The organism is Acinetobacter sp. Tr-809, assembly GCF_011753255.1.
In the GTDB taxonomy this organism is placed as follows: domain Bacteria; phylum Pseudomonadota; class Gammaproteobacteria; order Pseudomonadales; family Moraxellaceae; genus Acinetobacter.
This window is the reverse complement of sequence record NZ_VWVZ01000004.1, coordinates 271,102-285,369: the sequence shown is the minus strand read 5'-3', so window position 1 is coordinate 285,369 and position 14,268 is coordinate 271,102. Positions and strand designations below refer to the sequence as shown.

The window sequence follows — 14,268 nt, the reverse complement described above, 5'->3', positions numbered from 1 at the left end:
CGAGTCACACTCTATTCTATTTAAGATTTCTCGTTCGCCACCAAAACAAGAATGCGATGAGACTTCCACAGGCACCCAGCAGGCAAACGCCATACCATCCTGCTTTGGCATAAACCATAGTGGTACTGATCGCCCCCAATCCACTGCCTGCGGCATAGAACAACATATACAGTCCAATTAAGCGGCTTTGATTGTCATGTCCAGTTTGTAAGATCATACTTTGATTGGTGACGTGTAATGCTTGTCCACCTAGATCAAGTAATAAAATACCGATGATTAATGCCACAATTGAATATTCAATTTGAGTGAATGCCAACCAAGATAACAAGATGACAACCAGCGCAAAAGCACTGGTTCTTTGCGCAAAGCCTTGATCTGCCCATTGACCAGCTTTTGTAGCCATTAATGCACCCAGTACACCAACCAAACCAAATGCACCAATCGCTGTATGGGAATATTGATAAGGAGGTGAACTCAACAATAATGCCAATGCACTCCAAAAAATATTAAATACTGCAAACATTAGCAATGCCAATATTCCGCGTATTTGTAATAGCTTATTTTGATAAAGCAAAGTCAACATCGACAAAATTAAGTGAGGATAACCCAGCGTATTTAGTGTATTGGATCGTACTGGTAGGGATTTCCAAAGTGGTAATGCAATCATTAACATCAGTGCTGCAGCACAAAAATATACACTCCTCCATCCCGCTAAATCGCTTACGCCCCCCGCAAAAACACGTGCTAACAGCAATCCAATAAACACACCGCTTTGTGCAGTACCTACCACATAACCTCGTTCATGGGATTCAGCAACACTTGCAGTATAAGCAATCAGTCCCTGCGTCATGGCAGTCCCTAACATACCAACAGCAAACATACTTGCAAATAATCCCAGAGTAGTTTGAGTGATACTCACAGCAGTTAATGCAAGCGCCAGTCCAAATAGTTGTAATAGCATTAAACCTCTGCGATCGACTCGATCCCCCAATGGAACTAACAACAATAAAGCGATCGCACAGCCAATTTGAGTTACGAGAATGACACTGCCAACAGCGGCATAACTGATTGCCAAATCCGTTGCAATTGCATCAAGCAATGGTTGTGCATAATAAACATTGGCGACACTGAGCCCACTCGCAATTGCAAACAACCACACCAAACTGGTCGGTAATTTTTTTGATTGCATTAAAAGATGCTTTTCATTTTTGGATAAAGAGGACGCACAGGGAATATTCATATACGAATCCAAACTAGTTTCAAATTAAAACCAGTTGAACCATAAGCGATCTAGTTTTAAAATGCAACTAGTCTGATCTACCTGTTCCGAGAATACGATGCCACAAGATAAAATTTCCCATTATGAGCCTTGCCCTGTTGCACGTTGTGTTGATGTAATCGGAGATCGTTGGTCACTACTGATTGTGAGAGATATTATGGATGGGAAACATCGCTTTGGTGATCTGCAACGTAGTCTGAGTGTTGCGCGTAATATTTTGTCCAACAGACTACATAAATTAATTGATGCTGAAATTCTGGAATTGCAAGGTGCTTCAGATGGCACGGCCTATCAAGAATATATTTTGACAGATCAAGGTAAACAGTTGTTCCCTGTGATAGTTGCACTACGCCAATGGGGTGAACAACATCTATTTGGGAAACAAGAGCCGCATTCAATTCTGATTGAAAAATCTACTCAAAAACCTGTGCCATTAATGAGACTCACCTCAAGCGAAGGAGATAGCTTAGACGCTGATACAACAGAAGTATTAAAAGTGAATCTATAGCGGCTATAAAATATGTGTTAAAAATTTATGCTTTTTTTACGCATAATTTACGATATTTTTATTATTTATCAATAAATTAAAACCTAATATACATCACATCAAATTTAACTCATATGCTGAGGATGTTATGAAAGGTTTGCATCGATTATTGGTTTTGATTACAGCGTGCTCGTCAAATTATGCATTGGCATCAGATCAACCCACTACACCAAATTTCAATCTTAGTGGAAATGTCGCTTTGGCCAGTGAGTACCGCTGGCGTGGGCAAACCCAAACCAAAAACGATGCAGCGTTCCAAGGAAACTTTCTTTTAAACCATTCCTCTGGCTTTTATGTCGCGGCTTTTGCATCAAATGTTGATTTTGGCGATGAAGCACACTTAGAACTGGATCCTTTTATTGGCTATACCACTCCGATTAGCTTAGGGAACTTTCGACCTACACTTGATATCGGTATGCTGCGTTATAATTATGTCGGCAAAAGTGACCTAAATTATAACGAATACTATCTCAAAATGATCATCAACAATGCCTTAAACGATAATGATAGCTTCAGCCCAAGTATCAGCTATACCGATCAATATGGCGGAAAAGCAACACGCCAGAACATCGGTCAAGATGTCAATAATTGGTATTTTAATCTTTTATACACCACACCGATTGCCCAAACTCACTTTGGGGCAGTTGCAAGCCTAGGCTACTCAAAAGCAAGCCAAGCAATATATGGTGGAGATACCAAAGATCATTTTATCGACTGGAAAATCGGAGCGAATTATAATTACAAACCGATGAACTTAGTTGCTGAGTTAGCTGCAATCGGAACAGATCTTGATACTACAGGTTATTCGGAGACAAATAAAAAAGGCGTTAAAACAGCAGCAGTATTAAGCCTGACCAAGTCTTTTTAGAATGAAAAATTTTTAGATGAAAAAATAGACAGTAAGCATCAATAAATATTGCGGCTTGCTGTCTAAGATTTTGGTTCTATTTTGGCTCACTTGTTCTAATTAGATTTACGCTGAAAGCCTTGTTGCTCCAATAATTGAGCCCGTGTTTCATAATCTACGACTTCAACGACTTGATGCAATAACCACATGTATCCAAACGGATCTTTAAACATGGCATTTTTAATGCCCATTTTAGGCATATCTTGCACCGTTTGAATCACCGCAGCACCTGCATCAACTGCTTGCTCTAAGGTTTGCTCGATATCAGTGACCGTAATATTAAACCAAATCGGAATATAGCTTTCTTGGGTAGGTGCAAGCAATTGGAAATCTGGGTTTTCATCCAGCATATGAAAATGAACGCCATGAATACTCATAATCACACTATTTTGTCCAAGCACAAAATCACCGACTTCAATTCTTACGACCTCAAAAACCCGCTCATAAAACGCCAATGCAGTCATGGTGTCTTTCACAATAAAATCTATTTCTGTACTTTGCATCTGCTTTTTCTCTGTGTTTTTTTCATTCTAATCGGCAGTTTTTTTGTCCACTGTCTATACTTTGTAATACACATCGGTTTACAGCTATAAAAAAGCCAAGCAAGATTCAACATCGCTTGGCTCTTAGATCATAGAAAATGATTATTCAATAATTAAATCTTTAGCAGGAATACCATCACCATAAACAGGTTTTAAAGTCTTTTCATAAGCCTGATGGATCACGCCTTGTTTGGCTAATTTCTCTAGATCTTGATTTAACCAATCCAATAACTCTTTATTGCCCTTCTGTACCGCTGGTGCAATCAAATCCTGCTCGCCAAGATTAGTAATGCCAACCGTATAGTTTGGATTCTCTTTTGCCCAAGCTAAGACTAGAAGATTGTCATGTGCCAACGCTACACCACGACCATCTTTTAAGGCATCAAACGTTTCAGTATTTTGCTCATACTTTTGCAGTTTAATTTCTGGATGTTGCTTACTAAAGAATGAGTCGGCTGTCGTACCCTTATTCACCAATAGAATTTGATCCTTTAATTGGGCAATATCAGTAATCGGCTTGTCTTTAGGAGACACTACACCCAAGGCGACTTTTAAATACGGTTTAGCAAAATCCACCACCTGTTCACGTTCAGGTGTCACCGTGAAATTGGCAAAAATAATATCGACTTTATTGGCTTTGAGATATTCAACTCGATTGGCAGCTTCAGTCAGTACGAACTGAACTTTGTTTTCATCGCCCAATAAATCTTTGGCCACATGTTTGGCAATCTCAACATCAAAGCCCTGATTTTTACCTTGTGCATCAAGATAACCAAACGGTGGCTTGTCACTAAATACACCAATACGTACCACACCGTTTTTCTTGATCTGCTCAATACTGGAAACCTGCGTTGAGGGCTCAGCCGATTTCTCTGCTGACTGTGGATTTTTATTACACGCTGTCAGCCCTAAACTGAATATAGAAGCCAGCAGTAATTTTTGAATATTTGACAATGTTATTGTTTGCATACGTTCACCTTTTTTAGTGTTTTAAAAATCTGTTATTGCTTGGTGCTATCAACATCCAAAAAGATATTGGGATTCACTTTTTCACCATAAATCGGCTTCAAGGTTTGGTCATAAATATTCTGAACCTCACCTGTCGCCCTAAGCTGTTTGATTTCATCATTGAGCCAGTGCAGTAATTGGATATTGCCCTTCTTCACGCCCGCTGCAATAAAATCTTGATTACCAATTTGTGGAATACCCGCCACATAATTTGGATTCTTGGCTGCCCATGCCAGTGCGTAAGTGCTGTCTTGGGAAATGGCATCACCCCGACCATCGATCAATGCATTGAAAGCATCGGTATTTTGTCCAAATTTCAATAAATTAATTTTCGGATAGTTTTTACTGAAATAGATCTCCGAGCTTGAGCCCTTATTCACAATTAAAGTTTTGCCTTCGAGACTTTTAACATCGGTAATGGCTTTGGCTTTCGGTGAGACAATCCCTAAGGAGGCTTTTAAATAAGGCTCTGAAAAATCGACCACCTGTTGCCGTTCTGGCGTCACCGAAAAGCTGGCAAAAACTACATCAACTTTATCTGACTTTAAAAACTCAACCCGATTGGCAGCTTCTGCCACCACAAACTGAATTTTATTTTCATCACCCAGTAAATCTTGGGTGACACGCTTTGCCAAGGCCACATCAAAGCCCTGATTTTTGCCTGCGCTATCGACATAACCAAATGGTGGATTGTCTGCAAATACGCCAACCCGCAATACACCATTTTTCCGAATTTGTTCCAGTGAAGTATCTTGTGCCGTAGCTTTGGCTTCAGTGGAAGCTGGTTGATTACAGCCCGTCAACACGCCTGCCATCAGTACACAGGTGATGCCCAGACCAAACATTTTTGTTTTTGAAGAATGGTCATATTGCCCAATTGCTAAATTCAATTTCATAAACTCCTCATTTTCATTTTAATAATTCAAAATATTTAAAAAAGTTCTCGCACGTTCAGTCTGTGGATGCTGAAAAAATGCTTCAGGTGAGCTTTGTTCAATGATCTTGCCTTTATCCATAAAGATAATGCGATCCGCCACTTTGCGCGCGAAGCCCATTTCATGGGTCACAATCAGCATGGTCATGCCTTCCTGCGCCAGTTTCAGCACCACATCTAGGACTTCTCTTACCATTTCAGGGTCAAGGGCCGCAGTAATTTCATCCAGTAAAATCACTTTCGGTTTCATCACCAGAGCACGGACGATGGCAATCCGCTGCTTCTGACCGCCTGATAAATTGGAGGGATAGTCATATTTACGATCAAGTAAACCCACGCGCTGCAACAACTGATCTGCCAGTTGTTCCACTTCTGCGCGTTGGCGTTTTTGTGCTTTTAGAGGACCTAGCAAGATATTATCAATCACATTCATATGCTTGAATAACTCATAGTTCTGGAACACCATCCCGATCTGTTGACGTACGCTATCCCATGACAAATCCTGCCCCAATACACCAACATCTTTGAGATGAATCTCCCCCTCTTGGATGGGTTCTAACCCATTAATACAGCGCAACAAGGTACTTTTACCACAACCTGATGGCCCTAAAATCACCACAACTTCGCCTTGTTGTACGTCTAAATCAATGCCATGCAAAATATGACTTTGTTTATAAAACTTATGTAAATGCTGTATCGATAACAAAGTCATGCGTTCTCCCACACTTTTTCTAAATGCGCTGCTAAAAGCGATAATGGATAACAAATCAGGAAATAAAGAATAAAGATGAAACCGTAAATCCACAGCGATGCGCTAGGTACAGTCAATAATGAGTTTTCAATAATCTGCTGCCCCACTTTCAGGACTTCTACCATCCCGATCAGTACGGCTAATGAACTGGTTTTAATCATGCGGGTAAACAGGTTCAATGCACCGGGGGTCACTCGTTTTAAGCTTTGTGGGAAAATCACAAAAGTTAAAGCTTGTAGATGATTCAAGCCCACTGCATAAGCTGAATCTCGTTGGTACTGATCAATTGAAGTGATCGAAGCACGTACCAGATCACCCATTTCCGCAGTTCCCCATAAGGTAAATACAAAAATACAAACCCAAAATGATGACAACTGCCAGTTAAACCACGTTGCGAAACCAAAATAGAAAACAAACAATAAGACGAGGATTGGCACAATGCGTATACTTTCCAAATAGAAACGGCACAGGATTTTAATCAGCATATTTTTTGAGGTCATGATCACCCCAAAAATTGTCCCAAAAATGGCGGATAAAAATACGGACAAAAATGCAATTTCGATGGTTTGCAACAAGCCATACAGTAAACGTTCGATATGGCTCGGTTGAAATAAATATTCAAGTCCCATGGCTCACCTTCCGACTGCGGTATTCCAAATAACTCGTTAAAGCTGATACAGGTAACAAGATAATCAGATAGGCCATGATTAATAGAAATAAAGCCTCTGTGGTTTTGTAATCCATCCCAATCAGGTCTTTGGTCACAAACAGGAGTTCCACCACTGCAATAGCACTCAAGATGGAGCTTTCTTTAATCAGAAATAAGCAGTTCGCACCAATGGCTGGGATAGACAGCGACAATGCCTGTGGAAATACCACATATTGAAAGACTTGCACGGCGTTTAAACCCACACTTCGAGCGGAATCAATCTGCCCTTGAGCAACTGACTGCAAGCCTGCACGAAAGGCTTCTGCCATATAGCTGCCACCTAAAAAAGTCAGACCAATCACGCCACAAGTAAATCCATCGAGTTTGATCCCGATCTTGGGCAAGCCGTAGTAGAGAAAGAATAGCTGAATGAGCAAGGGTGTATTGCGTGAAACCTCGATATAGACTTTGACAATTTTATTGAGTACTCGAACCTGATAAGTGCTAATCACACTACAGAGCAACCCTAATAAAATAGATAACACGATACCGATAGAGGAGATTTTTAAGGTCATGAGGGTTGCCGCATAGAACTGCGGCAGCACACTCTGTATATACTGCCAATCCAAAGAAAACATCCGAATAAAAATTGATTCTTTTGATAAATACGTTGTTGTTATTTATCTTTGGATGAGTCTATGCTGATTGAAATTTCACATGAAATATTATTATTTGCTAAGCTTTGCTGAAATTTGGATGACGGGTTTTATCGCAATTCAGTTTATAAAAAATTATCATCTGCCGCTTTAAACCAATATAGTCATTTTCCTTTAATAAGATTTAATCAGTCCAAATTGATTGATAGTTCACAACAAATATTTCCCGATGCAAACGATGATGATACTGCTATTCCCTCCACTCTTTATCTCAAATTCTCCCCTGATACAGTCATTGATGGAAACACCTTCACCCTTACCAATAAAAATGACCAAGCCTATGCGATTGTACTAGACCACTCTCCTCGTGTACGGATTACCAACAATACCTTTAATGGTTTTAAAGTCCCAATTCTGATGGATCAATGGAATTCAATCGTTGATGAAAAAGGTAATGAAATTAAACCTCTACAATTCACTGGTTATGGAAACGTTATCAACCCCAATAAATATGCTGGTGAAGTAACCATGAATCGCAAAGGTGAAATTGTCATGGCAAAATGAATAAGATTTATGTTTGTCTATAACAAAAAAGCTATCTTAAAAACAACGCTTATCGCGATAAGGAAGCAGTTAATGATTAGAGTAAATTCCGTACTTCATAAATCATACTCTAATCCTCTTTCCAAACTAGTCGATCTCCTCACGATCCATTACAATCACTTCTTTTTTGTTCAGCGCAGCGTATTTTGAGTAATTCCTCTCCCCAATTAAAACGTGGACTAAAAAACCGCCATATCCAATTGATTGCGATGGGTGGTGCTGTGGGTACAGGTCTGTTTTTAGGCTCAGCTCAGGCAATCCAGTCCGCAGGCCCTTCGATTATTTTAGGCTATGCCATTGTCGGTTTGATCGCATTCCTTATCATGCGACAAATGGGTGAAATGATTGTAGAAGAACCTGTCGCGGGTTCATTCAGCTATTTCTCACAAAAATATTGGGGAAACTTTGCTGGCTTCTTATCGGGTTGGAATTACTGGGTGGTTTATATTTTAGTGGCAATGACTGAGCTGACAGCGATTGCCAAATATATCCATTATTGGTGGCCACATATACCCGCGTGGATCTCGACTTTGTTCTTCTTCATTGTCGTCACCTGCTTAAATCTGGGTAATGTGAAGTTTTATGGTGAATCCGAATTCTGGTTAGCCATTATCAAAGTTGTTGCCGTTATTTCCATGATTGCCTTCGGTTTGTACCTATTACTGACTGCTGGCGCTGATTCAACCGCAAGCTTTACCAATTTATGGCTACACGGCGGATTTTTCCCGCATGGCTTCTCAGGCTTATTTTATATGTTAGCCTTTTTAATGTTTGCCTTTGGCGGCATTGAATTGATTGGTATGACTGCCGCTGAAGCAGAGAATCCAGAAAAAAGTATTCCACAAGCCATTAATCAGGTGATTTTCCGAATTTTGGTTTTTTATGTGGCATCACTGGCGATCATCATGTCATTGATTCCTTGGAATCAACTTGATCTGGGTGGTTTGGACAAAAGCCCTTTCGTCATGATTTTCAGTCAATTGGGTATAAATTGGGCTGCACATTTACTTAATTTTATTATTTTGACCGCTGCACTCTCTGTTTATAACAGCGGAATGTATGCCAATAGTCGTATGCTGTTTGGGCTTGCAGTACAAGGTAATGCACCTAAGATTTTTGCAAAAGTCACAAAACAAGGCGTACCTATGCCCGCAGTGATTTTTTCTTCAGTTTTGATTTTTGGCTGTGTATTACTGAACTATTTTGTTCCAGAACAAGCATTAAGCCACCTCATGTATATGGCTGTAGCAGCATTGGTTTTAAACTGGGCGATCATTAGTTTTACTCATTTAAAATTTAAACGCGCTGTTCTTCAAAAAGGCAAAACAGTCAAATTCCCAGCAATGTTTTCACCCTTCAGTAACTATTTGGTTCTCGCATTTATCGTGATGATTTTATATATCATGTGGACACAAGGCTTTAAGGAATCTGTGATTCTGATTCCTGTCTGGATCTTGTTTATGTTCGGACTATTTAAAGTTTTGAAATGGAATAAATCACTTTAACATTTGAACCACTACACGCATCTACAGTAATCTGTAAAAATAAACTGTGGATGCGTATCACTCAGCACAAAATAAATAAAAACAATATAGGCCTGATTTGTTATCAGGTTGATCCATTTGCTACTATAGCAAGATCACTTTCATCATCTGATCCAATGTCTGAATCTCAACTTTCTCTAAGCGACTACCTCGCAACAGTACAGGAAATCATTCGCCTGACGTTTGATGAACCTGTATGGGTGAAAGCTGAGATTCGAAACCTCAATATCAAAGGTGGGCATTACTATCTAGAACTTGCTGAAAAAGAACAAGATACCGATAAAGTGATCGCAAGCTGTAAAGCCACGATTTGGAAATTCACTGCGGCTAAAATGGTGCTTAAATTTGAGCGCGAAAGTGGTATTGAACTATCAAAAGATTTAAATGTACTAATTAAAATCAGGGCGCGCTTTGACCCTCAATATGGTTTTTCGGTCAATATTGAAGATATCGATTCAAGCTTTACCTTGGGCGATATTGCGAAGCGCTATCAACAGATTCTTGCTCGATTAAGCAGTGAAGGATTGGTTCAGCTTAATAAACAACTCCCCACACCATTTGATATTGAAAATGTGTTGGTGATTGCACCAGAAAATGCAGCAGGTTTAGGTGATTTCAAAAAAGATGCCGATGCCTTACATCAAGCAGGCGTCTGCCATTTTGTTTATCACACCGCGACTTTCCAAGGTAATACCGCTGCACATAGTATTATGGAGTCTTTAAGCTCAGGTCTACGCCAATGGGCAAAAGATTATACGCGACCACCAGATCTAATCGTGATTATTCGCGGCGGTGGTGCAGTCAATGATTTAGCTTATTTAAATGACTATGATCTGGCTGCCCTGCTGTGTAAACGCAAAGTCCCGATTTGGGTGGGGATTGGTCATGAAAAAGACCGAACTATTTTGGATGAGATTGCACATCGTTCCTTTGATACACCTAGTAAAGTCATTGCAGGAATTCGGAATCTAATTGCAGAACGCTCACAAGATGTTATAAGTCATCTTCAAACCATCAAACTATTATCCCAACATCAGATTACGGCCTATCAAAGTCAAAATGATCAGTTGATAAATATCATCAAAACACTGGCACAAAATCAAATCACGACCAGTCACTTGCATCTTGATACCGTTAAATCAACGCTACAATATTTTGCAAAACAGCAGCTTAAAACAGCCTCGACCCAAATCGAAGCCTTACTGCGGGAAACATTACTGCAAAATCCAAAGCATGTTTTAGCCAAAGGCTATGCCATTGTGCGTAGTGAAAATAAAGCGATTCGTTCAGTCCAGCAAGTGGCAGCGACGGTCTCAATCGAAATGCAAGATGGTTATATCCATGCCAATGTAAGTGAGGTTACACATCATGAGTAAAAAAGAGTTAAGCTTTCAGGAAGGTTATCAACTGTTAAAAAAGAATGCGGAACTGTTAGAAGCACAAGACGAGCCTGATATTGATAATCTCATGAAGATTGTTGAAGAATCAATGAATGCATACAAAGCATGTAAATCACGTGTAGATGCCGTGCAACAAGCATTGAATGAAACCTTTAAAGAGAGTTAATTTTTAGTATAAAGAAGTCAGTTTGATCATGAATCGTATAAAACCATGACAAGACCGAAAAACGATGCTGCGCTGACTCAGCCTCTTTATTTTAATTTTTGAACAATCTCATGAACGAACAAGTGCTGTAGCAACAATACTGACAGCACCTTCATATGTTCTTGATTTATGAAACAGACTTTAAAGGTCTGCCATAGGTTTAAATACCAAAATCACTGCGCTTTACGTTCTTTATTCACTAAATATTCAACAACTTGAACAACTTTATTGTCTCCACCTTGAACAATATACTTGCCATTTACTACAACTGCTGGAACACCCGTAAGTTGATATTTTTGCGCCAATTGGTTTGATTCTGCAATTTTTGCTGTGATCGGAAAAGAATCATATGTGCTGTTAAATTTTGCCTCAGAAACGCCATATTGCGTAAAAAACTTGGCAAAGGCCTCTTTTTGTAGAACCTTTTCCTTGCCTGAGAAATTGATATGGAATAATGGTAGATGGGTACGTTTACGTACACCTAAAGCCTCACTCACATAATATGCACGCGCACCTTGTTCCCACATCGGGTTCATTGCCGCTGGCGTACGCAGAAAATAAACATCTTTAGGGATACTTTTCAACCAAGTTTGCATATGGGGTTCTAATTTAAAACAATAAGAGCATCCATACCAAAAAAACTCTCTCACTTCGATTGTATTGGCAGGTGCCGATGTTTTTACTGGATTTTGAACCACGGTATAATCTTTACCAGCAACAAAATCTGCAGCCATACTATGTGTTGAACATACAGCAACAATTGCAGCCGCACCGGTTAAAATAAAATTTTTCATTAAATTTATAGCTCTTACAGTCAATTATAATCCAGTTAATATACGCATCAAAATAAATATTTTTATCATAAATTAACTCAGATTTAATGATCACTCATTTAAAAAATCCCAAACACTTTTCAAAGTGAATGGGATGACGATATAAATATTTCACTGGAGGAATGTATATCGTGAAGTTGATATTTTTATCATAAAATCAATATCAAAATAAATACCACATCACAAAAATATACATATTCACCAGTTTAATTAACCTTACTCACAATATTCGAACAAGTCGCCAGCATATCCGTTTCAACATCAATAACTTTTGTTTTTATATCTAACAAACTCAACATGGTTGGAAATAAATTATCCTGACTCAATTCATTATTATTTTGTTTCGACAAACATTTTATCTGCTCAGGATTGGACTGTTTCCAACGTGCAGAAAACCACATGATCATCGGAATATGCGTTTGCTGTTGAGGTGCGATCAGATAAGGTGCGCCATGTAAATACATACCGCTTTCACCTGTGGACTCCCCATGATCAGACAAATACCATAAGCCAGTTTCATACTGTGTATTCTGTTTTAGCGTTTCAACCAGTTGGCTCAAGATATAATCGGTATATAACAAAGTATTGTCATAGGTATTTTGCAAAGCTTCACGGCTACATCCTTGAATGGCATTGGTATCACATGTGGGTCTAAAGACTTTAAATTGGGCTGGCACTCGCTTGTAATAGGCTGGGCCATGACTCCCTAATTGATGTAATACAAGCAAACGAGGTTGTGTATCCCCTTGAGGAATAGATTGCAGATAGGATTTCAAACTATCAATTAGGATCTCATCAAAACATTCCCCGCCTTTACACCACTTTTTCTGAATCGGTTCTGCAATCTTATACGTCTCAACCCGATCACAAACGCCCTTACAACCAGAATTATTTTCAATCCAAGTGACCTGATAACCAGCACGTTGCGCAATATCAAGCAAGCCCTCTCTACGGATGGCTAAGCGCTCATCATAGGATTTACGTGGCATTCCCGAAAACATACATGGAACAGAAACAGCCGTTGCCGTTCCGCACGAACTCACTTTAGAAAAATTCAATATGTCCTGTTGAGCCATTTCAGGATTGGTGAGTTTGTTGTATCCATTTAAAGAGAAATTTTCCGCTCTGGCTGTTTCACCCACAACAAGTACCATCAGCTTGGGTAATGCATTTTCACGCTGTAAAATCCTCGCATCTTCACCATAACTGATCAAAGCTTGGTTCTTTTTGGGTGCCTTCTTTTTGTAATATGAAATAAAAGAGCCAATCATGTTTTGAGGCGAAATCATTCCTTTTAAACTACGATTTTCACGGAAAATTGCTGCAAAATCGACATAGAAAATAAACAGCATAACGATGACAATGGATAAAGAAACAACAGCAGTTAGAATTTTTTTGGTAAATTGAAATATAAATGGCTTAGTTTCAAGTCTAATCTTAACCATCGCAACAACAAAAATAGGGAGAATAATCAGCCCAAATATCCAGACCAAAAGATACCAAGACCAAAGGTCTCGTGCTTCTGTAAAGTTGGTTTGCATCAAATTTTGGATTTGATCAGAGGTAATCCACACACCAAGTGAAGTCACGGTATAAGATGAAAATCCACCAATTAAAATAAGACAAATCGCAATGGGTTTTGCTGTCCAACGCCAATTAAAAATTTGAAATACGAAGTTATATGTAAAAATCACCACCAATATAGAAGCAATTAGAAATAAAAAGCGTTCAAAACCGGAATAAGGGGTTAGGTCTTGAATTTTTATAAAGAATGAAAAATTTAAAAAAAGACCTAACCAGATTGCCAGTATAAAATTAAACCTTAATAGTGAAATATCTCTTCCAAATATTTTTTTAAGCCAAAGCATTTTAAAATCCCAAAAATAAGATACCCCACCCTTTTAAAAAAATGAATAAGAATTAAAAACTAAAAACACATTAATCTACTTAAAAAATTATATCTCAAATTCAATCTATTTTTAGAATATGACAAAAATGTAATTTACGCGTCATAATAAGTTTAATTCAAAATTAACTTTAAGAATGAATAAAAATTTTTATATCTCAACCAAGTTAACCATGATGAATAAATGTATGCAGAGCTGTATAAAAAGTCTAGACAGCAAAAATTGGCATAAAAAAACCACATCTGAGGATGTGGTAAAAGGTGTAGCTATGCTTGTACGGCTTTACTGTCCTTCTAGAGTAAAACGGTTTGCTTAAATGAAACTGAAATGAAAGCATCATTCTTGAACATTCTCATATTGAATATCATGCTATTCCTTTAGGCCAGTTTTAGCCCCCATGATGATTGAAAAACACAAGCAAGAAAAAGCCCTTGTCATCACAAGGGCTTTTTCCGCTTGGTTAAATTAATCACAATTAAACTAGAAGCTGAGAATACAATTTT

15 protein-coding genes are annotated in these 14,268 nt (G+C 38.7%); 6 read left to right on the top strand and 9 right to left on the bottom strand.

Annotated elements, in window-relative coordinates:
* Positions 1 to 16: 16 nt before the first annotated feature.
* Positions 17 to 1,240, bottom strand: coding sequence for an MFS transporter (locus tag F3J02_RS11155; protein ID WP_167249302.1), 1,224 nt, complete (start codon positions 1,238 to 1,240; stop codon positions 17 to 19).
* A 97-nt stretch (positions 1,241 to 1,337) separates the two neighbouring features.
* Between F3J02_RS11155 and F3J02_RS11150 the strand changes: the two genes are divergently transcribed.
* Together F3J02_RS11150 and F3J02_RS11145 are read left to right on the top strand one after the other, a co-directional pair.
* Complete coding sequence (locus F3J02_RS11150; protein WP_167249300.1) at positions 1,338 to 1,787, top strand: winged helix-turn-helix transcriptional regulator; 450 nt, start codon at positions 1,338 to 1,340, stop codon at positions 1,785 to 1,787.
* A gap of 127 nt (positions 1,788 to 1,914) precedes the next feature.
* On the top strand, positions 1,915 to 2,694 hold the full coding sequence (locus tag F3J02_RS11145; protein WP_167249298.1) for a TorF family putative porin: 780 nt from the start codon (positions 1,915 to 1,917) through the stop codon (positions 2,692 to 2,694).
* Between the two features lie 95 nt (positions 2,695 to 2,789).
* On the opposite strand, the gene F3J02_RS11140 is transcribed toward F3J02_RS11145, so the two are convergent.
* The 6 genes from F3J02_RS11140 to F3J02_RS11115 all read right to left on the bottom strand — a co-directional run bounded on the left by F3J02_RS11140 (position 2,790) and on the right by F3J02_RS11115 (position 7,246).
* Entirely contained in the window at positions 2,790 to 3,236 is a 447-nt protein-coding gene (locus tag F3J02_RS11140; RefSeq protein WP_167249296.1) for a VOC family protein, read from the bottom strand.
* Between the two features lie 141 nt (positions 3,237 to 3,377).
* On the bottom strand, positions 3,378 to 4,244 hold the full coding sequence (locus tag F3J02_RS11135; protein WP_167249294.1) for a cysteine ABC transporter substrate-binding protein: 867 nt from the start codon (positions 4,242 to 4,244) through the stop codon (positions 3,378 to 3,380).
* A gap of 32 nt (positions 4,245 to 4,276) precedes the next feature.
* Positions 4,277 to 5,179 (bottom strand): transporter substrate-binding domain-containing protein, encoded by a 903-nt coding sequence (locus tag F3J02_RS11130; protein WP_167249292.1) that lies wholly within the window; start codon positions 5,177 to 5,179, stop codon positions 4,277 to 4,279.
* Positions 5,180 to 5,197: 18 nt separating this feature from the next.
* Positions 5,198 to 5,929: an amino acid ABC transporter ATP-binding protein gene (locus tag F3J02_RS11125; RefSeq protein WP_005213207.1), complete on the bottom strand. Its 732-nt coding sequence runs from the start codon at positions 5,927 to 5,929 to the stop codon at positions 5,198 to 5,200.
* Complete coding sequence (locus F3J02_RS11120) at positions 5,926 to 6,597, bottom strand: amino acid ABC transporter permease (RefSeq protein ID WP_167249290.1); 672 nt, start codon at positions 6,595 to 6,597, stop codon at positions 5,926 to 5,928. Before F3J02_RS11120 ends, F3J02_RS11125 begins: the two co-directional genes overlap by 4 nt.
* Positions 6,587 to 7,246 (bottom strand): amino acid ABC transporter permease, encoded by a 660-nt coding sequence (locus F3J02_RS11115; protein WP_216076277.1) that lies wholly within the window; start codon positions 7,244 to 7,246, stop codon positions 6,587 to 6,589. Before F3J02_RS11115 ends, F3J02_RS11120 begins: the two co-directional genes overlap by 11 nt.
* Before the next feature lie 225 nt (positions 7,247 to 7,471).
* Between F3J02_RS11115 and F3J02_RS11110 the strand changes: the two genes are divergently transcribed.
* The 4 genes from F3J02_RS11110 to xseB all read left to right on the top strand — a co-directional run bounded on the left by F3J02_RS11110 (position 7,472) and on the right by xseB (position 10,986).
* Entirely contained in the window at positions 7,472 to 7,837 is a 366-nt protein-coding gene (locus tag F3J02_RS11110) for a hypothetical protein (protein ID WP_167249288.1), read from the top strand.
* 185 nt (positions 7,838 to 8,022) lie between these two features.
* Positions 8,023 to 9,381, top strand: a complete 1,359-nt coding sequence (locus tag F3J02_RS11105) for an amino acid permease (protein ID WP_167249286.1) — start codon at positions 8,023 to 8,025, stop codon at positions 9,379 to 9,381.
* 155 nt (positions 9,382 to 9,536) lie between these two features.
* Positions 9,537 to 10,796: an exodeoxyribonuclease VII large subunit gene (gene xseA / locus F3J02_RS11100; protein WP_167249284.1), complete on the top strand. Its 1,260-nt coding sequence runs from the start codon at positions 9,537 to 9,539 to the stop codon at positions 10,794 to 10,796.
* On the top strand, positions 10,789 to 10,986 hold the full coding sequence (gene xseB, locus F3J02_RS11095; protein ID WP_167249282.1) for an exodeoxyribonuclease VII small subunit: 198 nt from the start codon (positions 10,789 to 10,791) through the stop codon (positions 10,984 to 10,986). The genes xseA and xseB overlap by 8 nt, the downstream gene beginning before the upstream one ends.
* 212 nt (positions 10,987 to 11,198) lie before the next feature.
* Here xseB and F3J02_RS11090 read toward each other — a convergent pair whose 3' ends face one another.
* On the bottom strand, positions 11,199 to 11,819 hold the full coding sequence (locus F3J02_RS11090) for a thiol:disulfide interchange protein DsbA/DsbL (protein WP_167249280.1): 621 nt from the start codon (positions 11,817 to 11,819) through the stop codon (positions 11,199 to 11,201).
* A gap of 245 nt (positions 11,820 to 12,064) precedes the next feature.
* The gene (locus F3J02_RS11085; protein WP_167249278.1) at positions 12,065 to 13,726 is read right to left on the bottom strand and encodes a phosphoethanolamine transferase; all 1,662 of its coding nucleotides are present in this window, start codon (positions 13,724 to 13,726) and stop codon (positions 12,065 to 12,067) included.
* Between the last annotated feature and the right edge of the window lie 542 nt (positions 13,727 to 14,268).

Excerpts from the sequence above, each read along its gene's own strand:
- F3J02_RS11155 (WP_167249302.1), bottom strand. The coding sequence starts at position 1,240 with ATGAATATTCCCTGTGCGTCCTCTTTATCCAAAAATGAAAAGCATCTT.
- F3J02_RS11150 (WP_167249300.1), top strand. The coding sequence starts at position 1,338 with ATGCCACAAGATAAAATTTCCCATTATGAGCCTTGCCCTGTTGCACGT.
- F3J02_RS11145 (WP_167249298.1), top strand. The coding sequence starts at position 1,915 with ATGAAAGGTTTGCATCGATTATTGGTTTTGATTACAGCGTGCTCGTCA.
- F3J02_RS11140 (WP_167249296.1), bottom strand. The coding sequence starts at position 3,236 with ATGCAAAGTACAGAAATAGATTTTATTGTGAAAGACACCATGACTGCA.
- F3J02_RS11135 (WP_167249294.1), bottom strand. The coding sequence starts at position 4,244 with ATGCAAACAATAACATTGTCAAATATTCAAAAATTACTGCTGGCTTCT.
- F3J02_RS11130 (WP_167249292.1), bottom strand. The coding sequence starts at position 5,179 with ATGAAATTGAATTTAGCAATTGGGCAATATGACCATTCTTCAAAAACA.
- F3J02_RS11125 (WP_005213207.1), bottom strand. The coding sequence starts at position 5,929 with ATGACTTTGTTATCGATACAGCATTTACATAAGTTTTATAAACAAAGT.
- F3J02_RS11120 (WP_167249290.1), bottom strand. The coding sequence starts at position 6,597 with ATGGGACTTGAATATTTATTTCAACCGAGCCATATCGAACGTTTACTG.
- xseA (WP_167249284.1), top strand. The coding sequence starts at position 9,537 with ATGTCTGAATCTCAACTTTCTCTAAGCGACTACCTCGCAACAGTACAG.
- xseB (WP_167249282.1), top strand. The coding sequence starts at position 10,789 with ATGAGTAAAAAAGAGTTAAGCTTTCAGGAAGGTTATCAACTGTTAAAA.
- F3J02_RS11090 (WP_167249280.1), bottom strand. The coding sequence starts at position 11,819 with ATGAAAAATTTTATTTTAACCGGTGCGGCTGCAATTGTTGCTGTATGT.
- F3J02_RS11085 (WP_167249278.1), bottom strand. The coding sequence starts at position 13,726 with ATGCTTTGGCTTAAAAAAATATTTGGAAGAGATATTTCACTATTAAGG.